Genomic DNA, 24,933 nt, shown 5'->3' with positions numbered 1-24,933 from the left:
CCTTTTCATAAAGAAAGCGTTACCAACAAATATTGAGAAATAAACCTAAATATTAAAATTTAGGTTTATGATTCAGATCTTATTTCACCAACTTCTTCATCTCATCAATACGTGCGACGGTCGCGTCGTATTTAGCTTGGTAGTCGGTTTGTTTGTCGCGTTCTTTTTGGACGACTTCTGGTTTGGCATTAGCTACGAAGCGTTCGTTAGAGAGCTTCTTGTCGACCATGTCCAGTTCTTTTTGCCATTTAGCCAGTTCCTTATCGAGACGGGCCAGTTCTTCTTCGACATTGAGTAGGTCTGCCAGTGGCAGGTAGATTTCTGCTCCTGTGATGACGCTTGACATAGCGAGTTCAGGTGCAGGAATAGTTGATGCGATTTCCAAGTGTTCTGGATTTGTGAAGCGTTTGATGTAGTTAACATTGCTGTTAAAGAAGACTTCCAAGTCGCTATCGCTTGTCTTAACAAGGATGGTAATCGGCTTGCTTGGTGCTACGTTTACTTCCGCACGCGCATTACGAACAGCACGGATCAAGTCTTTGAGGCTTTCTACACCAGTGTGGGCAGCAAGGTCTTCAAAGGCTGGGTTAACAGTTGGGTATTCTGCTGTGACGATAGATCCTTCTGAGATTTGGCCAAAGATTTCCTCTGTCACGAATGGCATGATTGGGTGAAGGAGACGAAGGATCTTGTCCAAAGTATAAAGGAGAACAGAACGTGTGATGACTTTCTCTTCTTCATTATCGCTATAAAGGACTTCCTTAGTCAATTCAACATACCAGTCCGCAAATTCATCCCAGATGAAGTTGTAGAGGATGTGTCCAGCTACACCAAACTCAAACTTGTCAAAGTTAGCAGTTGCTTTGCCGATCGTTTCATTGAGGTTATGGAGAATCCAGCGGTCAGTGACATTTCCAGCTTCCTTGTTAACAACTTTTTCCACATTGACAGTTGCTTGCTCAAGAGTTAAGCCTTCATTGTTCATGAGGATGTAGCGAGAGATGTTCCAGATCTTGTTAATGAAGTTCCATGAAGCATCCATTTTCTCGTAAGAGAAGCGCACGTCTTGCCCTGGTGCAGAACCATTTGAAAGGAACCAACGAAGGGCATCGGCACCATATTTCTCGATAACATCCATCGGGTCAATCCCGTTACCAAGAGATTTAGACATCTTGCGTCCTTGCTCGTCACGGATAAGACCGTGGATAAGGACGTTTTGGAATGGCTGACGGCCAGTGAATTCCAAAGATTGGAAGATCATACGAGACACCCAGAAGAAGATGATATCGTAACCTGTTACCAATGTTGACGTTGGGAAGTAGCGTTTGAAGTCTTCTGAGTCCACATCAGGCCAGCCCATGGTTGAGAATGGCCAAAGGGCAGAACTAAACCAAGTATCCAAGACGTCTTCATCCTGAGTCCATCCGTCGCCTTCTGGAGCTTCTTCCCCAACATACATTTCACCCTCAGCATTGTACCAAGCAGGGATTTGGTGACCCCACCAGAGCTGACGAGAGATTACCCAGTCGTGGACATTTTCCATCCATTGGAGGAAGGTATCGTTGAAACGAGGTGGGTAGAATTCTACCTTGTCCTCTGTATCTTGGTTAGCAATAGCATTTTTGGCCAATTGATCCATCTTGACGAACCACTGAGTAGACAAGCGTGGTTCCACCACAACACCTGTACGCTCTGAGTGACCAACACTGTGGACACGTTTTTCGATTTTAACGAGGGCACCGATTTCTTCCAACTTAGCAACGACTGCCTTACGAGCTTCAAAACGATCCATGCCTGCAAATTCGAAGGCCAAATCATTCATTGTTCCGTCATCGTTCATGACGTTGACTTGTGGCAAGTTGTGTCGTTGACCAACCAAGAAGTCGTTTGGATCGTGGGCAGGTGTGATTTTCACGACACCAGTACCAAACTCAGGGTCTGCGTGCTCATCTCCAACGATTGGAATTAATTTATTAGCAATTGGAAGGACGACATTTTTTCCAATCAAGTCCTTGTAGCGTGGGTCCTCTGGATTGACCGCAACGGCAACGTCCCCAAACATAGTCTCTGGACGAGTTGTCGCAACTTCAAGGGCGCGTGAGCCGTCTTCCAGCATATAGTTCATGTGGTAGAAGGCACCTTCGACATCCTTGTGGATAACTTCGATATCAGAAAGGGCTGTGCGTGCAGCTGGGTCCCAGTTGATGATAAACTCACCACGGTAGATCCAGCCTTTCTTGTAAAGGTCCACAAAGACCTTGCGAACAGCTTTTGACAAACCTTCATCAAGAGTGAAACGCTCACGAGAGTAGTCTACAGAGAGACCCATCTTGCCCCATTGTTCCTTGATGGTTGTCGCATATTCGTCTTTCCATTCCCAGACTTTCTCTAGGAATTTTTCACGGCCTAGGTCATAACGACTAATGCCCTCGCCACGCAAGCGTTCCTCAACCTTAGCTTGAGTAGCAATCCCCGCGTGGTCCATCCCTGGAAGCCAAAGTGTGTCAAAACCTTGCATGCGTTTTTGACGGATGATAATATCCTGAAGAGTCGTATCCCAAGCGTGACCAAGGTGCAGTTTCCCAGTTACGTTTGGTGGTGGAATGACGATTGAATAAGGCTTAGCCTTTTGATCTCCTGAAGGCTTGAAAACATCGGCATCAAGCCATTTTTGGTAACGACCAGCCTCAACCTCAGCTGGATTGTATTTAGGTGAAAGTTCTTTAGACATGTGTTTGTCCTTTCTCTATTGTATTCATTTTATCTTGAATCTGCTTAGCAACCTCTTCTGCCGACAGATTCGTATTATTTATTTTAAAGTAGTGGTGCAACTCATTGGGTTGATGTTGGGAATTTAATTGAAGTGTTTCAGCTGTCTCTAAAATTTCTCTTTCAGATACCTCAATATATCGTTTTAAGGGTTTGTGATTTAATCGATTCTCCGTTTGATTTCGACGTAAGCGCTCTTCAAGGCTTGTTTCCAATTCAACAAAAAGAATCTCTTGATGATAGTCATTCAACAAACCTTGAATTTGCTTCAAATACATCAGCTGGTACTGATTTGAAAAATCAATCACGTCTGTTAAAATCACATATCGCTGATTTCTAGCGCTAGCTCCAAGGAAAGAAAAGGTCATTCCACGAACAAATTCCCACATCTCCTCGGTATAATCCTGATAGATTTCTAGTGCAAAATCGATGGCTTGATGGTTATAAAAGAGGGTAGAATCCGTCAGTCGAGACAGTTCTTGACCAATCGTCATTTTGCCTGAGGCTGGAGCACCAATGATGAAAAGATGCATCAAATTACCTCCCACTCACTCCTCAACAAGCCATATATCAGACTGTCACAGCGGTTGCCTTGGGCATCTTTGCGGTCTCGGATGCTAGCTTCAAGAGTAAATCCAAGTTTCTCTGCAACTCGTTGACTTTGGACATTGTATCCAAAACAAGTTAGTTCAATCTTGTGAAGACCAAGTTCTTTAAAAGCTAGATCAATCAAGGCACGCGCCGCTTCTGGCACATAACCTCGTCCCCAATAGTCTGGATGCAAGGTATAGCCAATTTCCAGCACATCATCTTCATGGCGATGGTTAAAGTCAACAGAGCCAATGATTTTATCCGTTCCTTTGACGACAATCCCATAACCTGCTGGAAGATTGCCCTTTTGATTGCACTCGGGAAGGATATGCTCTAGATAATAAATCTCATCTTCCAAGGTCTTGACAGGCGGAAAGCTTGCTGGGTAGGCAACCTCTGGCAAACTAGCGTAGGCATGGATATCCTCAGCATCAGCCACAGTACGGACTCGTAAAACGAGCCGTTCTGCTTCCAAGCGTTCTGGCAGTTCAGTTCTTGCCATCCTTTTTCCTCGCTTTCTTAATGAAGCTCCCCATAGAATCAACTCGGTCATCTAGATAACGATAAACGCGCTGGTGGCCATCCCCCATAAAGTAAATCGGCGCAAAATGGTCATTTTTAAAATGCCCCTTGTCATCCAAGAGTTCTGGATCAGCTAGTCGTTCGATAATCTTAGCAAAGATATGACAGATTCCATCTTCCTCGATAATTCGATCTACCTGACAGTCCAACACAACTGGACAAGCCTCTAAAATCGGTGTCTGAGTCTGTTCAGAAATTTCGTAGTCTAGCCCCAGATGTTTCAATTTCTCTCGATGGCTGATAAAACCAGCCTGCTCCATCTCGAGCATGAGATTTTCATCAGGTATATTCACAGTAAACTTCTGGTAATGCTTGATTTGCTCAGCCGCATTTTCCTCAGCACCAACACCGATGACTAGCCAGTCCCCCAAGCTATAAGAGGAGCTACAGGTCGTAATATTGTGCCCAAAATTCTGATCCTGATACCCCAAAATGAAGATAGGGAAGCCATAGTAGAGTTTACTTGTTTTAAAAGATTGCTTCATAACAACCTCCTTTGACTATGACGCAAAAGAAAATCCCTGCCATCTACATGACAGGGACGAATGTGTTTATCCGCGGTACCACCCAATTTCGGGCAGTTGCCCGCAACTCTCGTCTTTAAAACAAAAAGACACTTTTATTTCATTTTCAGCCATTAGCAACTAGTTTTGACACATTTGTGGACTTCTCAGCACCGCCACTTTCTGTAAAATGCGGGATTCAAAACACCTCTAATGGCTCTATTGTAGCAAGATTTTTTCGGAAATGCAAGGCACAAGAAAGATTACTTGAACTTGATGCCATTTTCTTTCAATTTCTTGATGGTAGCTGGGCCGATTCCTTTCAAGGCAAGGAGTTCTTTTTCAGTCCAGTTTTTGAAATCTGACGCAGACTTGATTCCTTCATCGTAGAAAGTTTTGGCACGGTCAAGTGGAAGTCCACCCAAGTTTGCTGCAAAATCTTCTACAGAATTGGCTACTTTTTGAGCTTGCTCTTTGGTAGCTTCTACTGCTTGCTCAACTTTTTTAGAAACAGCCTTACCAGCTTGCTCTGCACGTTTCACGACTTTTTTTGTCTCTTCTACAACCTTAGTCACAGTACTTGAAAAGGCACCTGCACGACGGAGGCTATTTCGTAATTGTTTTTTACGATTGAGTTTCTTTGACATGATAAAATCCTTTCAATAAAAAACCCCTGCTCTGACAAGGATTTAATATAAATATTCTATCAAGATTTTAGTAAAAAATCAAGAATCTATCTCATTTAATAATTCCGCTCACCAAACAATCCCTCTGGTAAATCATGGAATCCCTTACCTGCCTTGAAGTTTTCAAACTTACCAAGCAAGAACTGATAAGCATCCAAGCGGCTTTCGTAGCGAATCATGGCATCTTTGGCACGCTCATCTTGGTCTTCTTCGTAGACTTTCTGACTTTCCTTGTGCGCCATGTCGTTGATCATGATTTGGGTATTGACCCAGGCTTCAAATTCCTTCATAAATTCTTGTTCGTAACTCATTTTTTCTCCTTATTCTAATCCACGGAAATAGTCCGTATCAATCTCACGGTAGGGCTGGATATCCTGAACGTACTCCAGCACACCTTGGAATTCTCCATCTTCATCATGGACTGCGGCATAGGTGATGTGGACAAACTTTCCTCGCGAATCAGACTTGAACCACATTTCATACTTGTCTTTGTTTCCCTCACGAAGCCCCTTCATGATAGTCTTGACCTTGTCCAAATACTTGGGCGGATGGCAGAGTTCGACATTCCGTCCGACTTGGGAAGGTGTCCGTTTGAAAATCATCTCATCAGCTGGCGCATTGTCATTGTAATACTGAAAAATGTCGTCTTTATTGACAAAGGTAATCTCCATAGGGAGGTGATTGAGGATGAGATTGGCCTGCTCGACTGAGAGATAGCCATTGCCAAAAGCCTGTGGACTATGACGGTCCAGCACCACTTCCTTTTCCTTAGGGGTAAAGGTAATGGTGAACTGTCCTTCTGGCGTATCGATAACTTGCTGAACTTGACCTTCTGCCGTGTCTAGTTGTACTGTCTCCTCTACACTCTTTTCCTCAACAAAGCTCTGTCTTTCTGGAACCCATTTCTCTGACGGACGGATGATGGCATAGCCATAAGCATCACTCTCCTCCGCAATCTGAAGCCAGTCATCCTGAGTAAAGGATTCAAGGAGAATCATGAGGAGGATGGACTCTTCCTTGAAAATCATACTTTCAAACTCTGTCGCAAAGGCTTCAAAAGCTTCCTTTACACTGCTAATCGGCACTTCTGGTAATGACTTGGCTGTCGTTAGAGCTGTTTGAAAGAGTTCTCTGATCTGGTCATCCACTCCCCACATGACCTTAGGAGGTGAATCGTGTCCATAGCGCTCCATTATAGGGAAAAAGAGTTCTTCCTTGCGCTGGTAATGGATATCAAATTGACCGACAAGGCCCATTTGACGGACCAAACCCTTGCGCATCTCCGCAAGCATTTCCTCGTCTTCCATAGACTCATAGGTATCTAACAATCTCCGAATGCGAATCAAGGCAGCGCGGAGTGCCAGATTTTCATCCTTGAAGACCCGAACTGGGTGGCCTGGGTGCTCGGTATCTGCAACTTCGACATCCTTAACAGCATTTTTAAAAAGATTGGCATGGACATCACAGAGTTCCATGACATCTTCAAAGGTAACACCTGAGTCTGAGTTCATCAGCTCGTGCTCCATAAGGGAAATCTCGATGGCTGAAACACCTGTAAAGGTCGCATCAAAGCGCTCTTGAACCGACTCAGGAGAGGCGCCATTGTGCAATTCTAACAAAATATCCCGTAGGATATGAATCCGTTCATCTGCCATTAGTCTAATCCAATCACTTCGTAGCCATTTGCTTCCAGTGTGCGGACAATCTTATCCATAGGAGTTCCTTCGAGCTTAGAACCCTGCTTAAGCGATACTTTGCGACCGACTGTGTTGCGCATCAAGGGATTGGCTAGAGGTTTAAAACCGAGCTCCACTAGGATTTCCAAGACTTCTGGATGCTTATCCACCACTTCTGCAACAGGAATTGACACATCGATGATATTGTCCATGACGACCTCCATTATCGTTTATAAATGATATTATTTATTTTATTATACCATAAGGAAAGAGATTAAAAAACTAGCAGTACAAGACTTGCTAGTTCTCTATGACTTGAATTACGGACTAAATAAGTTTAAAGAGCCAATCCAATAGCTTAAATAATAGCTTGTAAAACAGCAATTGGACTGCAAAAGAGATGATCATCCATAGGAATTTCACAATTCCAATAATCGGTTTGATAAAAATAATGGCAAGAAGACCCAAAAAAAATTTCATTCTCTCTCCTCTGGCTTGATGAGCCACCGAGCCGTATCCATCAGCTTGTCTGCAATAAAGAGTTTCCCCAGACTGACAACAACATTATCATCTTTCTTTATCGTTTTCATTACTTTTACACCTTGCACGGTCAAAAAGTAATTCCCATAAATTTTAGCAAAAGCTTTGATAGGATTCATCTCACTCACCCTCGATTATTTCAGCCTCTTTTCGGATTGTTTCAACATCTTCTTGATATTGAACTTCACTATAGTTAACTAGTTTGGACAATTCTTTCTGCAAGCTTTCACCCATTGGTTTCATAGTTGCAAAGGTTAAACCACCTGAAATGATACCTCCCAAGATAGGTATGAATTTCCCCATTCCTTTGGCCAACCCTCCCTTGGTAAGATTCACACCAAATATTCTTAAGACTTTTTTCAAAATAGGGTACCAAAGTGTCTTTGTTAAAGCTTTATTAGGTATTGTTTTCATTACCTGTTTGGCAATTGTTATACCACCTGCACGTAGCAAAGCAGCGGTTCCATTTACACCCAACATGACACCTAGATAAAGCAAGAGGGTATTTTGAGCATCTTCACTCAACTCCTCGCGCGAAGCCCAAAGATCCTCATAACCATAAATATAACCTAATTCTTGAGCCAATTTCAGAGAGAAACCATAAAATTGAGCCACATCAGCTGGAATGGTAATTGCCATAGCAATCCCTCCAGGTAATCCTGCCAAAACAGAGGTTCCACTCGCCAATAAAACATTATCCCTAATGCAGGCATTAGCCACTCGATCTAAGGTTTCTTGAGATAAGAGAGACGTTGGGCCTTGTTCTAATAAGGTAGGAATGTCCTGTGGATCCAATTCTTTAGAAAACTTATCCACTAAAAATTTCGAACGATCAACCTTAACAACTGGTAGTTTTACCACTTGTTGCAATACTTGCATAGCTAACTCTTGTTCAGCCATATACAAACTCCTTTTACTTCTGTAAGTTATATTCTATAATAGCATACTCTTTTAAAGTATGTTTCAAATTCCCCTCAAAAATTTTCAAAAACTCCTTATTCTTTTAGACAAATAGTCCAAAACACAAAATCAAAGTCCTTGGCAACTTATTTGTTAAAGAACTTTTATAGTCTTTATAGAGACAACTCGAATATTAAACTCCTACCTTTACAACTTGATATTCTATCTATGAACGATGGCCTATTGTTGTTTTACCTAGAATGTCCCTTGAGTACTAACTATGAACTTTCGAGTCTCATTTTATAAATCCATAATTTCTTTTTTCTTTCGATCAAACTCTTCCTGAGATAGTATCCCTGCATCTAAAAGAGATTTTAGTTTTGTAAGAGCTTCGATTTGTTCATCTAATGATAAACTTGGTTTCATTGCTTTTTCATCTAAACCTTGTGCCATATTCATACCAAAAATCATCCCTGCACCATCACCTAGACCATGTTGCTCCACTCCTGATGCAATTTTTTGTTGTGCTGCAATATTAGAAGCTTTCTGCGATACATCATCATAAGCTTTTAAATTCATCTTATTTGATGAAAATTGTTTAACCAATTCCTTAGACTCTGGTGAGAACTCAATATTAGCAATGGCAACTTTTACAATCTCAAATCCAAAACGTTCTTTCCAAGTCCCTGCATACTGTCCATCATTCGATACTTGGGTTGCAAGAACTGAAGCTTGTGACGGCAATTGTGAAATACGATAAGTTGTGGACAAAGAATTAAGTGCAACAATAAAAGATTGGAGAAACTCTGTCACTATTTGTGATCTAGCTTGAGCACTGTCGAAAGTATAATAAGTCACATTGGCAGGAAGAAAATTTCTGATAAATTGCTTAGCATCTGTAATTTGGATAGAAAATGTTCCAAAAGCACGTACTTCTAAATCTGTACCATAAAACAAATCATTATACATGACTGGACCACGAGTCCCAAATTTAATATCACGAATTTCTCTCAAATTAACAAAACAAATCTGTTTTTGATGATCACTTTGACCACCGAATCCAACACGATTAACAACATTATCAAACAGTGACTTTTTCAATCCATCACCGTTAAAAACACTGCTCTCACCATTTTGGTATTCATATCCACCTGGTTCTGTAATAATTTCCTCGATACCAGACTGACTAAAGATAAAGGCAGCAGTATTTTCTGGAATAAAAATCTTGGATCCGTTCGAAATAACACCTACAGTTCCCTTCGTATTGACACCCCTACCATTATTACTTTCTTGAACAATACCTGGACTTACAGCTGTATGTTCATCAAAAGCTTGAACTGTGATAATTTCTTTCCACTGATCTGCAAATGTCCCACCAATAGAATCTGTGATTGCTTTTATCAACCCCATTTAATTGCCCCCTTATAAACTCTGCTCCATATCACAATAGGCACATCTCACTGTTTGCTTCACTTGACCTGATAAAGGTGCTCCACAAAAGCTACACTTGGTTGAAATCTTTTCTGGCTCTGCATCCTTAATCCCGAGCCCTGCTTTAAAAGTGTCAAATGTATCCTTAAATGTTTCTGCCAAAACATCTGCTCCAAACAAGCTACTATCTCCCAAGGTTTCAAAATTACTTGTATCACCTGAAATCAATTTAATAATGTTTCTAGCCCACTTGTCAGTATCCTTAGTATTATTAAATGCAAAGATAGCTTGTCCGCCATTATAATAAATTTCCAACCGTTTCACACCATTGGTTTTGGTTACTGAAACTTGAGGTTTCCCTTCAAAAATTTTAATCTGGTTAATGGGAATGGTAACTTGGTCTTTTTTCCCTCCCCAAAAACCTTTTTTGATATGTATTAAGTGTAGATTCGTTAAAATTAATTCATCTGTAGCCAAACCATTTTTCCCAAAACTCACATGGTCACTATTCATAACCATGTATTCATGTGGCAATAATTGATAATCCATATTGAACTCCACTCTTCCTATTAAAGACTAGCTTTCCACTGCTCCACTTGTTCATGTAGATTATCACGATAATCTTTTAGAGTCTTAATAACTTCTTCTTTCCCTTGAATCGGTGCTTTCTTGAGTGGACCATATTGTTTTTTCAGATCTTCCATCTCTTTTTTAGTGCTATCTTTTAGTTCTTGGATAGCAGCGCTATCTTCTAAAACAGTCCCTTTAAAGGCTTCATCTGCTTCTGTATAGTAATTATCGATTATTTTCTCATTCATAATCAAGTAATCTTCATAGGTTTTTATAGACTCAATTGTCGTATCGCTAACATCTTGTGGGTTAAAATCGCTTGAACTGAGTTTTTCTTTTGCTTTAGCAAACAATCCTTTCTTTTCAGAACTACTAGATGAAGCTTCTGTTTGATTCTCACTAGAAGAGCCACTTGTTTTTTCAGAAAGAGAACTACAAGCAACTAGAGTAGAGACGGAAAGACATAGCAAAGCTAAACGACAAACTTTTTTTATATTATTCATTGATATAATCTCCTTTTATTTATGAAATCATCATATCATATTTGCTAAAAAAAAAAGCATTTTCTGATTAGCTAACATTTAAAAATACAGAATTCCTTTTTTAAAAGAATATTGGCTCTATAATATTTGTAGTGGGTAAATCCCCTATGGATATTATGGAGCCTATTTTGTTGTAGAAAAAAAGTCCCATAAGATCTATAATGAAAAGCAACCAAACCATCATTAGAAAGAATCCTATGGAACAATTACATTTTATCACAAAATTACTAGACATTAAAGACCCAAATATCCAAATTATGGATGTCATTAATAGGAATACCCACAAGGAAATCATCGCTAAACTGGACTACGACGCTCCATCTTGTCCTGAGTGTGGAAGTCAAATGAAGAAATATGACTTCCAAAAACCGTCTAAGGTTCCTTACCTTGAAACGACTGGTATGCCTACTAGAATTCTCCTTAGAAAACGTCGATTCAAGTGCTATCATTGCTCGAAAATGATGGTAGCTGAGACTTCTCTCGTCAAGAAGAATCACCAAATCCCTCGTATCATCAACCAAAAGATTGCCCAGAAGCTAATTGAGAAGACTTCTATGACCGATATTGCCCGTCAGCTGTCTATTTCAACTTCAACTGTTATTCGCAAGCTCAATGACTTCTGTTTTAAGTCTGATTTTTCTTACCTCCCTGAGATTATGTCCTGGGACGAATATGCCTTCACTAAGGGAAAGATGAGTTTCATTGCTCAAGATTTTGATAAGCTCAATATTATCACTGTTCTTGAGGGTAGAACACAAACTATCATAAGAAATCATTTTCTGCGCTACAATCGCTCTGTTCGTTGTCAGGTGAAAATCATTACTATGGATATGTTTAGTCCTTACTATGACTTGGCTAAACATCTTTTTCCGTATGCCAAAATCGTTCTAGATCGCTTCCACATTGTACAACATCTTAGCCGTGCTATGAGTCGTGTTCGTGTCCAAATCATGAAGCAATTTGAGCGAAAATCTCATGAATATAAGGCTATCAAGCGCTACTGGAAACTCATTCAACAGGATAGCCGTAAACTGAGTGATAAGCGATTTTATCGCCCTACTTTTCGCATGCACTTAACCAATAAAGAGATTATTGACAAGCTTTTGAGCTATTCAGAAGACTTGAAACACCACTATCATCTCTATCAACTCTTGCTTTTTCACTTTCAGAATAAGGAACCGGAGAAATTTTTCGGACTCATTGAGGAAAATCTAAAGAAAGTTCATCCTCTTTTTAAGACTGTCTTTAAAACCTTTCTAAAGGACAAAGAGAAAATCGTCAATGCCCTTCAGTTACCCTATTCTAATGCCAAATTAGAAGCAACCAATAATCTCATCAAACTTATCAAACGCAATGCCTTTGGTTTTCGGAACTTTGAAAACTTCAAAAAACGGATTTTTATCGCTCTGAATATCAAAAAAGAAAGGACGAAATTTGTCCTTTCTCGAGCTTAGCTTTTCTTCAACCCACTACAGTTGACAAAGAGCCAGAATATTTTCCCATTTCAAATTCCACCTATTTTCCTCCACCAAAAAAGAGGGTTACCCCTCTTCTTTAGTTTTTATCCAGATTGCGTAGCATTTCGTCAATCTTGTTTCCATACTCTATGGACTCGTCTTTGACGAAGGTCAAATCTGGGATTTTGTACAATTTCAAATTGCGACCAAGTTCACGTTTGATGGTACCAGTTGCTTTTTCAAGCCCAATTTGAGCTTTCTGATTATCCGAAGCAAGGTTACTCAAAATGGTGTAGTAAACCTTGGCAACAGACAAGTCACCTAGCATCTGAACATCTGTGATGGTCACACCTTGGACACGCGGATCACGGACTTTCTTTTGCAAAATCTCATTGACTTCACGCTTGATTTCCATGCCCACACGATCCGTACGGAAATGATTTGCCATGATATTCCTTTCTCTACTTTGAACCAAAAGCTAGGCCAGCAGACCTAGCTATTTTTATTAGATAGAGGAACTAGAGCCATTTGAATCTAGGAAACAAGCCTTAGATAGAACTGAGGGTTCATCAAGGCGCTGTTGACGACGAGTCAAATCGGCTATCGTTTCTCTATTATCGTTTGATTTCTTCCATGACATACGCCTCAATCACATCATCAGTCTTAATATCATTGTAGCCATCAATCATCAATCCACCTTCACGACCGTTTGTAACTTCTTTAACGTCGTCTTTGTAGTGTTTCAAGCTTGCGAGTTCGCCATCATAGATAACGACACCATCACGGATAACACGGACTTTAGAGTCACGGGTAACCTTACCGTTGATAACCATGAATCCACCGATAGTTCCCACTTTAGATACCTTGAAGGTTTCACGAATAACTGCTTCACCGATAACTTTTTCTTCAAATTCTGGATCAAGCATCCCTTTCATGGCTTCTTCCATCTCTTCGATAACCTTGTAGATAATGCTGTGGAGACGGATTTCCACATCGTCAGCTTCTGCTTGTTGACGAGCTTGTGGTGTAGGGCGTACGTTGAAACCAACGATGAAAGCATTTGAAGCTTCGGCGAGGGTCACGTCAGATTCGTTGATAGCACCGACTGCTGAGTGGACGATGGTAACTTTGACACCTTCCACATCGATTTTTTGAAGTGAGGCAGAAAGGGCTTCAACAGAACCTTGTACGTCGGCCTTGATGATAACGTTAACTGACTTAAGTTCACCAGCTTTAAGTGTATCAAAGAGGTTTTCAAGGCTGACACGTTGAGTAGCTTGACGTTGTTTCATGAGGGCACGTTTAGCACGTTCTTCACCTGCTGCACGCGCAGATTTTTCATCTTCATAAACGGCAAAGTGGTCACCCGCCATTGGTGCTTCGTTCAAACCTGTGATAGAAACTGGTGTTGATGGTCCAGCAACTTTAACACGACGACCAAGGTCATTGGTCATAGCACGAACACGACCGAAGGTATTTCCGACAACGATAGGGTCTTGGACATTCAAGGTACCTTGTTGAACAAGAAGGGTTGCGACCGCACCTTTTCCTTTATCCAAGCGCGCTTCGATAACCGTACCGATCGCACGAACTGTTGGGTCTGCCTTGAGTTCTTGGATTTCAGCCACAAGAAGGACTGTTTCCAACAATTCTTCGATATTTTGGTTGAATTTAGCCGAGATTTCAACAAATTCAGAATCTCCACCCCAAGCAGTTGACATAACACCATGCTCTGCCAATTCACCGATAACGCGTTCTGGGTTAGCACCTGGTTTATCAATCTTGTTGATCGCTACGATAATTGGAACGTTGGCCGCTTTTGAGTGGTTGATGGCTTCGATAGTCTGTGGCATAACCCCGTCATCTGCCGCTACAACCAAGATGGTAATATCGGTAACAGACGCACCACGCGCACGCATCGATGTAAAGGCCGCGTGTCCTGGTGTATCAAGGAAGGTAATCTTCTTGCCATTTTCAACGATTTGGTAGGCACCAATATGCTGAGTGATACCACCTGCTTCACCTGTCGCAACGCGAGAGTTACGAAGGGTATCCAAGAGGGTTGTTTTACCGTGGTCAACGTGTCCCATGATGGTTACAACTGGTGGACGCTCAACCAACTCATCTTCATTAAGATAACCATCTTCGACAAAGAAACGTTCGATGTCGGCATTATCCACTTCAACCTTTTGCTTAGCTTCAATACCGTAATCCACCATGAGGAGTTCGATTGTTTCCCCATCCAAGGATTGGTTTTGTGTGGCCATAACACCCATCATAAAGAGTTTCTTAACGATTTCAGCTGGTTCACGTTTGATACGTTTTGCGATTTCCGCAACAGTCATACCATCTGTATATTCAAATTCTGTTGGCAATTCATGGAATTTACGCTCTGTAACAGGTTTTGGAGCCTGATTACGATTGTTCTTGTTATTGCCTTTTTTGTTTTTCTTGTTGTTATTCCAGTTACTATTCTTTTGATTTCTCACTTGATTTTGACTACTTCGATTCTTTTGTTGTTTTCTAGGACCATCTTCTTCGTGATCATAATCGTCACGATTTTTGTCTGGTCGAGCTTGTTTTTTACGACGTGTATCCACTGCAGGTTCTTTTTTCTCAGGGACGACTTCAACCACTGCTTGAACTTGCTGTGCTTGTTGCGCTTGTTCAGCTAACTTAGCCGCTTCTTCAAAGATTTCCTCTGGTTCCTTGCGTTTGTTAGCTTGAGCCAAGGCTTCTTTAGCCGCTTGATACTGCTTGAAACGTTCCTCGCTTGAACGAGCGTACTCTGCATTTTGCTCTGCTTTTAGGGCTGCTGCACGGGCTTTAAAGTCAATGCGTGGAGCCGCTTGATTTGGACGTTTGTCCTCTTGTTGACGACGCTCGTTTCCACGATTTTGCTGACCTTGCTGTTTCTTAGCTTGGTCATTAAAGCGACGATTGTCGCGGTTGCCTTGACCTTGTTTTCCACCATTACGGCCGTCATTTTTCTGACGGTTGCCGTTTTGTTGTTGGTCACGGTTATTGCCCTTGTTTTGCTTGCGTCGCTCTGCCTGCTCTTTGGCACGGGCTTCACGCTCAGCCTTAAAATTACGGCTTTGCGGTTTCGCTGCTGCTTTTTCTGTTTTAGGAGTAACTGGCTCAGCCGCTTTTGCATCTTCCTTGGCTACAGCTGGTTTAGCTGCCTCAGATTTTTCGGCTTTCTTTTCTGCACCTGCTTTTGGTACTTCCGGTTTTGATTCTACTTTCGGAGCAGCTGCAGGCTTAAAGCTGGCAGCGATTTTTGCAGCGACAGCTTCTTCCACACTTGATGAGTGGCTTTTCACATCCAAGCCCAACTCTTTTGCACGCGCTACAACTTCTTTACTTTCTTTTCCAAGTTCTTTTGCGATTTCGTACAATCTTTTCTTAGACAAATCATGTCCTCCTCTTCTATTCCATAAGAGACCTCATTTTCTTTGTAAATCCAGCATCTGTCACAGCCAAAACCTTTCTTGATTTCCCGACTGCTATGCTTAATTCCAGTGTTGAAAACACGGTTACAATTTCTACTTGATAATAATGACTTTTATCTTGAATCTTCTTGGTCAGATTGGGTCCAGCATCATGGGCTAGAAAGACCAACTTGGCCTTGCCGTCTTGAATGGCCTTGACCACCAATTCTTCACCCGATATGATCCGCCCTGCTCGCTGAGCGAGTCCCAAGAGATTGCTTATCTTTTGCTTATTCAAGTCCTAACTCTCTTCTTTTCACTTTGTGATCCACATAAGCGATCAACTCGTCATAAAAGCTTTCGTCCACTTCCATGCTAAAGCTACGGTTAAAGACCTTCTTCTTTTTCGCCTCTAGGGCTTCTTTATTGTCTAGCTTGATATAAGCGCCGCGGCCATTGGCCTTGCCTGTCGGATCGATAAAGACTTGTCCTTCCTTGTTCTTGACAATGCGGAGCAAATCACGCTTATCAATCACTTCATTGGACACAACAGACTTGCGCAAAGGGATTTTTCTCGTTTTCATCTTTCCCTCCTCTAGCAGCTTTTATTCTTCTACAGTATCGTTTTCTGCTTCCAACTCTACTGAAGCAGCTTCTTCCATGGCTTCAAATTCACTAGCAGACTTGATATCGATACGGTAACCAGTCAAGTGAGCTGCCAAACGAACGTTTTGCCCACGACGACCGATGGCAAGAGAAAGCTTGTTATCTGGAACAACCACCAAGGCACGTTTGCTGTCGTTTTCATCAAAGATAACTTGGTCAACCTCAGCAGGAGCGATGGCATTGTAGATAAATTCAGCTGGATCTGCTACCCACTCGATAACATCGATATTTTCTTCGATTGGTACCATGCGGTCATTCTTAGCATCGTAGCGTGCTGGGTGGAATTTGCTAGTAATCTTCTTGATATTAGCACCACCACGTCCAACGATTGTACCGATAGCATCCACGTTTGGATTGTGGCTACGAACGGCAACCTTGGTACGGTCACCAGCTTCACGAGCCACGCTCATGATTTCAACCGTTCCGTCATAAACTTCTGGAATCTCTTGCTCCATCAAGCGTTTAATCATTTCTGGGTGGCTACGGCTAACAAAGACATTCACACCACGAGGGTTATCTTCAACTTTGTAGACATATACTTCGATACGGTCGTGGGAAGCAAAAACTTCTCCAGGGATTTGGTCTTGTTTTGACAATTGGGCTTCGATGCTGCCAAGGTTGACATAGATAAAGCGGTTGTCAAAGCGTTCTACCGTACCAGACATGATTTCTTGCTCATGTTCTTTGTAAGTGTTGTATGTGATGGCACGTGTTTGCTTGCGCATTTTTTCCATGATGGTTTGTTTAGCAGATTGGGCTGCTACACGACCAAACTCAGCAGGTGCTTCTTCAAACTTGATTTTGTCTCCAAGTTCATAGGCTGAATTAATGGCAAGAGCATCTTTCAAGCTGATTTCCAAACGGCTATCAAATACTTCATCAACAACTTCACGGACAGTATAGACTGTAAAGTCACCTGTTTTCTCGTTGAAGTCAATAGCTACGCTGTCTGATTGACCATAGCGTCTGCGATAAGCTGAACGAAGCGACTCTACTACTGCGTCGATGATATCTTCTTTTTTGATTCCCTTGTCTTCTTCCAAAATGCGGAAGGCCTCTAGCATTTCTTTACTCATGTTTTCTTCACTTTTGAATCCTCAAAAGCTATCCTTTCTTTTTCTATAATTTAACTGCTAAACGTGCTTTTGATACTAAACTGTATGGAATTTGGACGGTTTTCTTACGCGTCTTGTCCATATATTCCATAGTCAACTCGTCCTCTTCGAAGGCCAACAAGGTTCCTTCAAAGACCTTTTGCTTATCGATGGCTTGGTAGAGCCCGACATGGATGTATTTCCCAACCGCTCCAGCGACGGCATCCTTGGTTTTCAAAGGACGTTCCAAGCCTGGACTGGTAATTTCTAGGAAATATTGTTCTGGGAAGGGATCTGGCTTGATGGTGTCTAGGACAGGACTGATAATTTCTGTCAAGTCTGCCGTGTCGTTCAAGGTAATTCCTTCAGGTTTATCTACAAAAATACTGAGAATCATGTCACTGCCAATCTTTCCATACTCGATATCCACGAGCTCGAAAGGTGCTTGGATGACAGGTTCTACAACTTCTCTGACTAATTCTACGATTGTTGCGATTGCGTCCACCTCCTCATAAGCAAGAGGCGAAGATATTTCCCCGCCTCACTTTCTCATATTCTTACCTTTAGTATAGCACGTTTGCCAACTTATGTAAAGCAAAAGCACTTATACAGCCTGATTTCAGGCTATTTCTTAAAATTCTGCCTCAACTCGGTAGATAACTTGACCCTTGTTTGAGAATTTTTGCTCGTATTCTGTCATGACATTGCCTTCAAAATCACTGGCATGCAAATCTAGCCAGACACCATTGAGTTTCATGCCATACTGAGAAAAGCTCACTAGGCTGTACTCAAACAAGCCACGGTTATCCGTCTTGAAATGAATTTCTCCATTTTCAGGCAAGATACGTTTGAAGGTATTTAGGAAACTCTTGTAGGTCAAACGACGCTTTTCATGACGTTTTTTAGGCCATGGATCTGAAAAATTCAGATACAAGCGGTCGATCTCACCGTCTTCAAAATAGTCTGTCAAATCAGAACCATCCACCCACAAGAGCTTGATGTTAGGCACTCCAACTTCAAGGACCTTGTCCAAAGCGTAGCTCAAAACAGACTTTTGAATATCAATCCCGATATAGTTGATGTCAGGGTTTTGTTTGGCCATACCTGAAACAAAGGCACCCTTTCCACTTCCTACTTCCACATGAATGGGATTATCATTTCCAAACAAGTCCCGCCATTTCCCCTTGGCTTCCAAGGGATTTAGGACCACATACTGGGGATTTGCCTCTAGTAATTCTGTCGCCCCTTTACGATTTCTAACTCTCATCTTCTCTTTCCATACTTGTCTCGGAAGTGACGCAAGCCATGAATCTCCCGATTGACATTTTCTAAATCTTGGTTCATATAATACTTGGAAATCTGGCTCAAATAAGACAATTGACCATACCAATACAATTTATTTAATACCGTTTGATTATACTTGTAACCGTAATAGGTCAACCATTCCTTCCACTGATGTTCTGGAATATAATGGCAGAGCATGTGGGCCACATCAAACATGCGGTCGGTCAAGCGAACCGAATCCCAATCTACCAAATAAATCAAGCCACTATCTGTCTCAATCCAATTACTATGTCGTACATCTCCATGGACAATGGTCGCATAGTCCTCTCTAAATCCTGGAATAGTCTGACGTAAATCAGCCATCACTTCACTGATAAAATGATTTTTACGCAAAGCATCTGGAGCCGTTTCCTGCCAAGACTGTAGTAAATCTACAGGTGTTTCCATGGCATAGCCCAAACGACTCAACTGTGTCATCAAAGGACGTGAGCGATGTAGGCGGGTTAAAATATTGACGATTTGCTTACGATTCATATCATAGGGGGTCAATATCTTGCCTGTCAACCATTCTTGAGCACACATATCACGCCCATCTGCCAAACGGCGACTCCATAATAATTGTGGAGCAATTTGTTCTCTAGCTAGACCAGGTAGGATTGGAGAGGTGTTCATTTTTACAAAGATGCGCTTCCCATCAGGATAGCTACCCATATAAGCCTTGCCACTTTTCCCAGGTATGGGAGTCAGTGTTAGCTCATTATCACCCAAATCCATTTCTTTCCTCCGTATAAAGTTTCCTTACTATTCTACTAGTTTTTGGCCTATTCGTCAACCGCTCCACACCTGATTCTCAAAGAAAAGCCTCTGGATTGGCTTGGGTATCATTATAGAAAGAAAAAGGCAAGCACCGTCTTCTGCTTACCTTTCATGATTTTTATAAATAATATAAGAGTGGCCAAGCATTGTAAAACATGTGAACTAGAGTAGAAACCCATAGGTTTTGGCTCTTTTTATAAGCAAAGCCCAGTAACAAGCCCCCAAGTAGATAAAAAATAAACGAAGATACATTAGAAGGTCCATGCATGAAAGAAAAGAGAGAGGAAGTTAGCACAAGCCCTAACCAAGAATTGTCAAAAACGGCACCTTGAAGAAGTCCTCTGAAAATGAGTTCCTCCTGGATGGGTCCAAAAACTGAGGAAGTCAAAATCAAAGACAGAGAAATTCCTCTACTGACTTCCGCCAAGTGTTGAACTCCTGCGCCAGAAGAAATAGCAAAAAAATGAATATAAACCAGCGTCTCAAGTACACTTAGAATAAAGATTACAATGAACAGCAAAAGTTCTGTCTTTCTTAACATCCCAAAAGAAATCATTTCAAACTTTCTAGCATAAACAACACTCAGCGAGGTTACTAGAAAACTTACAATAATCAATGCAGGCTCATTTTGAAAAAAATCCCCGTGGTTAATCGTATAAGGAACTGTAATGACGATTAGTAATACTAAAAATCCAAAACAAAAGGCATGAAATTTATCAAAGAACTCCATAAATTTATCCTCCTCACCAAACAGACTTCCCTACAAGCCATCCTTTAGCTCTAGTCTTTCCAAAACAAACCATTTTAGTAGCCAAAATCCGACAACATAGCCAGATCCTAAGAATATAGCCATAAAAGCTAGCATGGAATTTAGGAAATAAAAGACCACCACAGATACAAAGGTGAGCACAAAAACATTAAAGGCAATGGTGTCAGAAGCCAAGACTAGAATATAGGGTGTCAACCAGTCTAAGGTTTTTGAATCTAGGAAAAATAAGTGTTTATACATGATGACCTCCCCTTGTCAGACTATAGACTAGTTCCAGATTAATAAGAAAACTCTCCCCTACTTTTTATAATACTTCAAACCCCAAATGAGCAAAAGCATGATAAACAAGCAGAGAACCGCACCAATATAGGCAATTAATTGTTGATAGAATTCTCCTGCTGTGATACCTCTATACAAACAAATAATAGACATAAAGCCTGTCAAGCCGATATACATGAGTTGATTGGTTCTAGGACTAACCAAATCATCATCTTCAAACTCTCTTATCCTCATTTCCCTAGTGAGGTAAACAGTGACCAAAATAGAAGCCAAGTTAATAACCACTAAAAGAAATTGGAAAATCAAGGAAAAATTTAAAAACTGACGAGATAGAAATAGATAAGTAGAGACAAGTAAGGGCAACTGACCTAGGAACAATCTCGCAAGGAAGATGTTCCGTTTTTTTTTAAATATTTTTTTCATTGCTTTCTCCATTACAATTAAATGATATCTAATCATTTTCTAAAATTTGATAACTTTTGTGAAATGTTTTAGCAGAAACAACTCTATGATTTGTGATATCTATATAATCACCTGGATAACCAAGAACATACATTCCATAACCAGCGAATCCTCCTCCAACTGTTCCAACTAGACCAAACTTGATATTCGTTGCGAGAGAAGTGTTGAGACCTGCCATTAGAATGCGCACATGATTATCCAACCAAACCATATAATTTTTTTGAAAAGCTTCCTCTACCCAACTTGGTTTAGGAGTTGCTTGACCAATTTTCCCAAACATCAACAATTTGATTCCCATATTTTGCCTTCATAGCTTCAATCCTTTTTAAATACCATTACATGAGTTTGGAGTTCCCCCTATACCATATGGACCACATGGTTTTGAAAAATGTATAATAGCCCACTTACCATTTAATTGATCCAAAGTTGGAGAAGGTGCTAGCCCACCCAATAAAGCAGAAAGCAGATCTCCCCAACCTCCAAAACCACCTTCAACGCAAGCAAGCATATCAGTATCCATAATTTCAAATTGTGACATCGTTTTTGTATTCATAACGAATACTACTTTTTTGTTTTTGTTTTGTTGCAACTTTGACAAGTTTAGTATTACTGTTTATTAATTTTTTTCATCCTAATCTTAAATTGCAAAAACTGCATTAGCCTCTACTTTTTATAATACTTCAAGCCCCAAATGAGCAGAAGCATAATAAGCAAGCAGAGAATAGCGCCTATATAAGCAATAAGTTGTTGGTAGAATTCTCCTGCTGTGATACCTCTATACAAACAGATAATGGACATAAAACCTGTCAAGCCGATATACATGAATTGATTGGTTCTAGGACTAACCAAATCATCATCTTCAAACTCTCTTATTCTCATTTCCCTAGTGAGGTAAACAGTGAGCAAAATGGAAGCTAAGTTAATAACCACTAAGAGAAATTGGAAAACTAAGGAAAAATTTAAAAACTGACGAGATAGAAATAGATAAGTAGAGACAAGTAAAGGCAACTGACCTAAGAACAATCTCGCAAGGAAGATGTTCCGTTTTTTAGCAAGAAAAGTTTTCATTTCTTTGCTCCCTTCATATATTATTAGACAAAGAACTACACAAACTCACCGGTTCAAAACCTAAGTAGCCAGAAAAAAGAGACAGGTGACAGTAGCATTCATCAAACCATGTACAACTACACAGGACTATAGATTTCTCCGCTTTATATAGAGAATTCCTAATACAATTCCTGACACTAGATGCTGAGAGAGCATTTCTCCGTCATGAGCAAATCCAAAAAGAACAGCCGAAAGGATAATAGCAACTATGGGAGAATATTTTTCTAAACTTCCTAAAATGATTCCTCTAAAGAGTATCTCCTCCAAAAGAGGTTGAGTGAAAGTAGTTGACAACCAGAATAGAACTATGTACAAGAAACCACTTGTTTCCAAATGTTGAAAAAAGCTTAAAGAACTTGTATTATCATGGACTTTTCCAAGAACGGTCATGAAAAATATAAAACCAACTACTAAAACCAGATTAGCCAGATAAGCAAGAACAATCCATTTCAATTCTACCCATTTGATTAGCAAGCAATCTAAAGTAGTCTCATCACCCCATCTCTTAATAAGATATACAAGAATGGTTAAGCATATAAAGAAAGATAGAAAGAAGGCACCAACACTGAACACATCTCCCATCACTCCGTCATAAAATCGTCTCACAACAGTTAATGGTACAACTTGAATAGCAAAAGTAAGTAAAAAACAAGTAATTATTTTTTTAAAGATAGAAATCGTTTTTTCATAGTTTGTCCTTTTTTCAACTCATTAATAAGATATTTTTTCTAATTTACTACTTCCACGAACGAAGCCCCCGCTTCCTTAACTTGTGTTTTATCACACTTCCTGCTTCAATCTTTACACTGCTAGTATAGCACTCGTTTTATTCTTGGATCACTCAAATCATAAATGGTCATCAAAACCTCTTGAATTGTTAAAAAATTTAAAAAGCAAGCATGAAAAACATACTTGCCCTGGGGGAAACTTGACAATGTGAAAATACAAAATAGAAAACTACTCACCCTCACTTCCGTATGTTCTCATATATTCTCATGATCGCAACAAGGATAGCAGCTGTCCCACTTGCCAAAGCGATAAGGGTAATGATAATGTTGAGGATTTCAGGCGTACTCCCTATTCTATTGATAAGACGGAGTAGGGATATAACTGTCAACTGAATCAGGAGTATTGATTCTACTCTTACCATTGAAGTAAGTCTGTTTTCAACTGCATATAAAAAGGCTGGTAGCATAACACAGGCTATAGCAATCACAAACAGGTTGCTCCCTGTTTCTTCTCCCTTGTTCACCACGGAAAGCATGAGAAGATTTGATGCTATGATCAACGTAGAGCAGATGATAAAAAAGGATTTCTTATTCATTTAATATACCTCACATACTCTGGTAAAAATCAAACCAGATAAAGACAAAACTTATCTGTCAACTTCTGCCAATTTTTTCACAAATTTTCTAATGACCAACCGGCAACAAGTGAACTGTTAAAACCTGACGAAAGACTTGATTTTGACAGGTGGTATTGAGACTGGTATTGGGATGACTTTCCACAATTTTCATAACGGTATAGAGACCAACTCCTCTCTCCTCCCCTTTAGAACTGGCTCCAAAGGAGAAGATTTCAGAAATATCTATCTCCTCTTCTTTGATAGAATTTTCGATGATAAAGGTCTCCTGTGCTCCATTTTTGAAAAAGGCGATTGAAACGTGAGGTTGACTAGCCTCTGCACTGGCTTCAATAGCATTGTCACAAAGGATAGACACAATGGTTAGAAAATCAAGTAGGCTCATCCCCTCTACCTGAATCTCCTCAGGAACTTCGACATTAAAGACAATGTCCTTATCTCTGGCTTTTAGAAATTTTCCCGCGAGGAGACTTTTGAGGGCTTTATCACGAATATTCACCAATCGTCCAAGGTCATATTTATTGTCCTGCAATTTTTCACTAGAATCCTTTAAGACGGAGTCGTAGACCTCTTTTATCTGCTCCATATCCTCCTCTTCAATGCCCAAACGTAAGCTGGTTAAGAGGTTGGTATAGTCATGGCGAAAACTCCGTACTTCCTTGTAAAGTTCCTCTATATGCCGACTATAGCGTTCCATATCTCTGTAACGCAAGGCCTGTTCTTGGTCCAGTCTCTCATGGAGTTTGTCCTTCAAATAGGTATCCAGCTTCTTGATTATCCCCATAAAAAAGAGCAAGTAAAACACTAGGATCAGATGGCGAACAGTCGTTGATTGAATACCTTGTTCATATTCAAAGAAAGACAGACTTTGCATCACTAGATAGTAAGCCCCCATTATCCAGTTAATCTTAGTCAGGGACTTTTGAAAACCTTTATCTAGAATCTCCTTTCTCAAGTTAGTGAAATCATAGTCCAACCATTTCAAAAAGACTAAAACTATGAAGCAAACGAATATCGTCATCAATAAAAAGATAGGATTGCTATCTTTATCTACAATTTCTTGTCTCCAAAATGGAAGCACAAAATAGTAGACCCCTCTATAAAAGAGATTCACCAATATCATTGGAAAGAGACCATAAAAGAAGAGGAGTTTTTTAGGAAGCCCTCTTAACAGTAAGAAAGACAAGCCTATGCCATACAAGGGTGCCATAAAATAAAATAGGTAATTATCTCCTACCATATAGCCAATCATTAAAAAAACAAAGGCCAACAGTATCTTAAAAAGAAAGGCCTTAAAAATCCTCTCAAAAGTGAGACCAATTCCATCCACCTTAAAGAAAATGACAATTTCTAGCCCATGAGTAACAAGTGTATACAACAATATCCAAACAATGTTCATAAACTCTCCTAGC

The 24,933-nt window shown here is 40.5% G+C and carries 30 protein-coding genes and 1 pseudogene; 1 reads left to right on the top strand and 30 read right to left on the bottom strand.

Translation table 11 applies throughout. From position 1 onward, the window contains the following. Positions 1–79: 79 nt before the first annotated feature. The 13 genes from valS to AXK38_02100 form a co-directional block, all read right to left on the bottom strand. The gene (gene valS, locus AXK38_02160; protein ID AMH88149.1) at positions 80–2,731 is read right to left on the bottom strand and encodes a valine--tRNA ligase; all 2,652 of its coding nucleotides are present in this window, start codon (positions 2,729–2,731) and stop codon (positions 80–82) included. Next, on the bottom strand, positions 2,724–3,302 hold the full coding sequence (locus AXK38_02155) for a shikimate kinase (GenBank protein ID AMH88148.1): 579 nt from the start codon (positions 3,300–3,302) through the stop codon (positions 2,724–2,726). The genes valS and AXK38_02155 overlap by 8 nt, the downstream gene beginning before the upstream one ends. After that, on the bottom strand, positions 3,302–3,862 hold the full coding sequence (locus AXK38_02150) for a GNAT family acetyltransferase (GenBank protein ID AMH88147.1): 561 nt from the start codon (positions 3,860–3,862) through the stop codon (positions 3,302–3,304). The genes AXK38_02155 and AXK38_02150 overlap by 1 nt, the downstream gene beginning before the upstream one ends. Then, on the bottom strand, positions 3,849–4,427 hold the full coding sequence (locus tag AXK38_02145) for a flavin reductase (GenBank protein AMH88146.1): 579 nt from the start codon (positions 4,425–4,427) through the stop codon (positions 3,849–3,851). Before AXK38_02145 ends, AXK38_02150 begins: the two co-directional genes overlap by 14 nt. A gap of 281 nt (positions 4,428–4,708) precedes the next feature. After that, the gene (locus AXK38_02140; GenBank protein ID AMH88145.1) at positions 4,709–5,092 is read right to left on the bottom strand and encodes a helicase; all 384 of its coding nucleotides are present in this window, start codon (positions 5,090–5,092) and stop codon (positions 4,709–4,711) included. Between the two features lie 95 nt (positions 5,093–5,187). Further along, complete coding sequence (locus AXK38_02135) at positions 5,188–5,442, bottom strand: aldose epimerase (protein AMH88144.1); 255 nt, start codon at positions 5,440–5,442, stop codon at positions 5,188–5,190. Positions 5,443–5,451: 9 nt separating this feature from the next. Continuing rightward, positions 5,452–6,786, bottom strand: a complete 1,335-nt coding sequence (locus AXK38_02130; GenBank protein AMH88143.1) for a hemerythrin HHE cation-binding protein — start codon at positions 6,784–6,786, stop codon at positions 5,452–5,454. After that, entirely contained in the window at positions 6,786–7,019 is a 234-nt protein-coding gene (locus AXK38_02125) for a hypothetical protein (GenBank protein AMH88142.1), read from the bottom strand. Before AXK38_02125 ends, AXK38_02130 begins: the two co-directional genes overlap by 1 nt. Positions 7,020–7,283: 264 nt before the next feature. Next, entirely contained in the window at positions 7,284–7,466 is a 183-nt protein-coding gene (locus tag AXK38_02120) for a hypothetical protein (GenBank protein AMH88141.1), read from the bottom strand. A gap of 1 nt (position 7,467) precedes the next feature. Then, positions 7,468–8,247, bottom strand: a complete 780-nt coding sequence (locus tag AXK38_02115; protein AMH88140.1) for a hypothetical protein — start codon at positions 8,245–8,247, stop codon at positions 7,468–7,470. A 300-nt stretch (positions 8,248–8,547) separates the two neighbouring features. After that, positions 8,548–9,657 carry a virion core protein gene (locus AXK38_02110; protein AMH88139.1) on the bottom strand — a complete coding sequence of 370 codons (1,110 nt, stop codon included), beginning with the start codon at positions 9,655–9,657 and terminating at the stop codon, positions 8,548–8,550. A gap of 12 nt (positions 9,658–9,669) precedes the next feature. Further along, positions 9,670–10,227: a hypothetical protein gene (locus AXK38_02105; protein AMH88138.1), complete on the bottom strand. Its 558-nt coding sequence runs from the start codon at positions 10,225–10,227 to the stop codon at positions 9,670–9,672. Positions 10,228–10,247: 20 nt separating this feature from the next. Beyond that, the gene (locus tag AXK38_02100) at positions 10,248–10,751 is read right to left on the bottom strand and encodes a hypothetical protein (GenBank protein ID AMH88137.1); all 504 of its coding nucleotides are present in this window, start codon (positions 10,749–10,751) and stop codon (positions 10,248–10,250) included. Between the two features lie 236 nt (positions 10,752–10,987). On the opposite strand from AXK38_02100, the gene AXK38_02095 reads away from it, so the two are divergent. Next, positions 10,988–12,244: a transposase gene (locus tag AXK38_02095; protein ID AMH89604.1), complete on the top strand. Its 1,257-nt coding sequence runs from the start codon at positions 10,988–10,990 to the stop codon at positions 12,242–12,244. Between the two features lie 100 nt (positions 12,245–12,344). Here AXK38_02095 and AXK38_02090 read toward each other — a convergent pair whose 3' ends face one another. From AXK38_02090 to AXK38_02010, 17 genes and pseudogenes are all read right to left on the bottom strand, one after another. Next, complete coding sequence (locus tag AXK38_02090) at positions 12,345–12,695, bottom strand: ribosome-binding factor A (protein ID AMH88136.1); 351 nt, start codon at positions 12,693–12,695, stop codon at positions 12,345–12,347. Positions 12,696–12,861: 166 nt separating this feature from the next. Continuing rightward, on the bottom strand, positions 12,862–15,663 hold the full coding sequence (locus tag AXK38_02085; protein ID AMH88135.1) for a translation initiation factor IF-2: 2,802 nt from the start codon (positions 15,661–15,663) through the stop codon (positions 12,862–12,864). A gap of 16 nt (positions 15,664–15,679) precedes the next feature. Then, complete coding sequence (locus AXK38_02080) at positions 15,680–15,979, bottom strand: hypothetical protein (GenBank protein AMH88134.1); 300 nt, start codon at positions 15,977–15,979, stop codon at positions 15,680–15,682. Beyond that, entirely contained in the window at positions 15,972–16,265 is a 294-nt protein-coding gene (locus tag AXK38_02075; GenBank protein ID AMH88133.1) for a DNA-binding protein, read from the bottom strand. The genes AXK38_02080 and AXK38_02075 overlap by 8 nt, the downstream gene beginning before the upstream one ends. A gap of 21 nt (positions 16,266–16,286) precedes the next feature. Beyond that, positions 16,287–17,423 carry a transcription termination/antitermination protein NusA gene (locus AXK38_02070; protein ID AMH88132.1) on the bottom strand — a complete coding sequence of 379 codons (1,137 nt, stop codon included), beginning with the start codon at positions 17,421–17,423 and terminating at the stop codon, positions 16,287–16,289. A 43-nt stretch (positions 17,424–17,466) separates the two neighbouring features. Further along, positions 17,467–17,946, bottom strand: a complete 480-nt coding sequence (locus AXK38_02065; protein AMH88131.1) for a ribosome maturation factor RimP — start codon at positions 17,944–17,946, stop codon at positions 17,467–17,469. 126 nt (positions 17,947–18,072) lie between these two features. Next, positions 18,073–18,708 carry a tRNA (guanine-N7)-methyltransferase gene (locus AXK38_02060; GenBank protein AMH88130.1) on the bottom strand — a complete coding sequence of 212 codons (636 nt, stop codon included), beginning with the start codon at positions 18,706–18,708 and terminating at the stop codon, positions 18,073–18,075. Then, positions 18,705–19,499, bottom strand: coding sequence for an aminoglycoside phosphotransferase (locus AXK38_02055; protein ID AMH88129.1), 795 nt, complete (start codon positions 19,497–19,499; stop codon positions 18,705–18,707). The genes AXK38_02060 and AXK38_02055 overlap by 4 nt, the downstream gene beginning before the upstream one ends. A gap of 160 nt (positions 19,500–19,659) precedes the next feature. Further along, positions 19,660–20,271: a CAAX protease gene (locus AXK38_02050; protein ID AMH88128.1), complete on the bottom strand. Its 612-nt coding sequence runs from the start codon at positions 20,269–20,271 to the stop codon at positions 19,660–19,662. A 30-nt stretch (positions 20,272–20,301) separates the two neighbouring features. Further along, complete coding sequence (locus AXK38_02045; GenBank protein AMH88127.1) at positions 20,302–20,550, bottom strand: hypothetical protein; 249 nt, start codon at positions 20,548–20,550, stop codon at positions 20,302–20,304. A gap of 57 nt (positions 20,551–20,607) precedes the next feature. Next, the gene (locus tag AXK38_02040) at positions 20,608–21,012 is read right to left on the bottom strand and encodes an immunity protein (protein AMH88126.1); all 405 of its coding nucleotides are present in this window, start codon (positions 21,010–21,012) and stop codon (positions 20,608–20,610) included. Positions 21,013–21,040: 28 nt separating this feature from the next. Next, positions 21,041–21,362 (bottom strand): annotated as a pseudogene (locus AXK38_02035) (role in replication). Positions 21,363–21,376: 14 nt separating this feature from the next. Beyond that, positions 21,377–21,604, bottom strand: coding sequence for a bacteriocin (locus AXK38_02030; protein AMH88125.1), 228 nt, complete (start codon positions 21,602–21,604; stop codon positions 21,377–21,379). A 110-nt stretch (positions 21,605–21,714) separates the two neighbouring features. After that, on the bottom strand, positions 21,715–22,119 hold the full coding sequence (locus AXK38_02025) for an immunity protein (protein ID AMH88124.1): 405 nt from the start codon (positions 22,117–22,119) through the stop codon (positions 21,715–21,717). Between the two features lie 126 nt (positions 22,120–22,245). Continuing rightward, positions 22,246–22,740 carry a hypothetical protein gene (locus AXK38_02020; protein AMH88123.1) on the bottom strand — a complete coding sequence of 165 codons (495 nt, stop codon included), beginning with the start codon at positions 22,738–22,740 and terminating at the stop codon, positions 22,246–22,248. 385 nt (positions 22,741–23,125) lie between these two features. Next, the gene (locus AXK38_02015) at positions 23,126–23,482 is read right to left on the bottom strand and encodes a hypothetical protein (GenBank protein AMH88122.1); all 357 of its coding nucleotides are present in this window, start codon (positions 23,480–23,482) and stop codon (positions 23,126–23,128) included. Positions 23,483–23,570: 88 nt separating this feature from the next. Further along, positions 23,571–24,920 carry a histidine kinase gene (locus AXK38_02010; protein ID AMH88121.1) on the bottom strand — a complete coding sequence of 450 codons (1,350 nt, stop codon included), beginning with the start codon at positions 24,918–24,920 and terminating at the stop codon, positions 23,571–23,573. Between the last annotated feature and the right edge of the window lie 13 nt (positions 24,921–24,933).

The sequence above is a fragment of the Streptococcus mitis genome (assembly GCA_001560895.1).
Lineage (GTDB): Bacteria > Bacillota > Bacilli > Lactobacillales > Streptococcaceae > Streptococcus > Streptococcus mitis_Q.
Note: the sequence above shows the minus strand (reverse complement) of the source record. Positions and strands in the feature narration are given on the sequence as shown.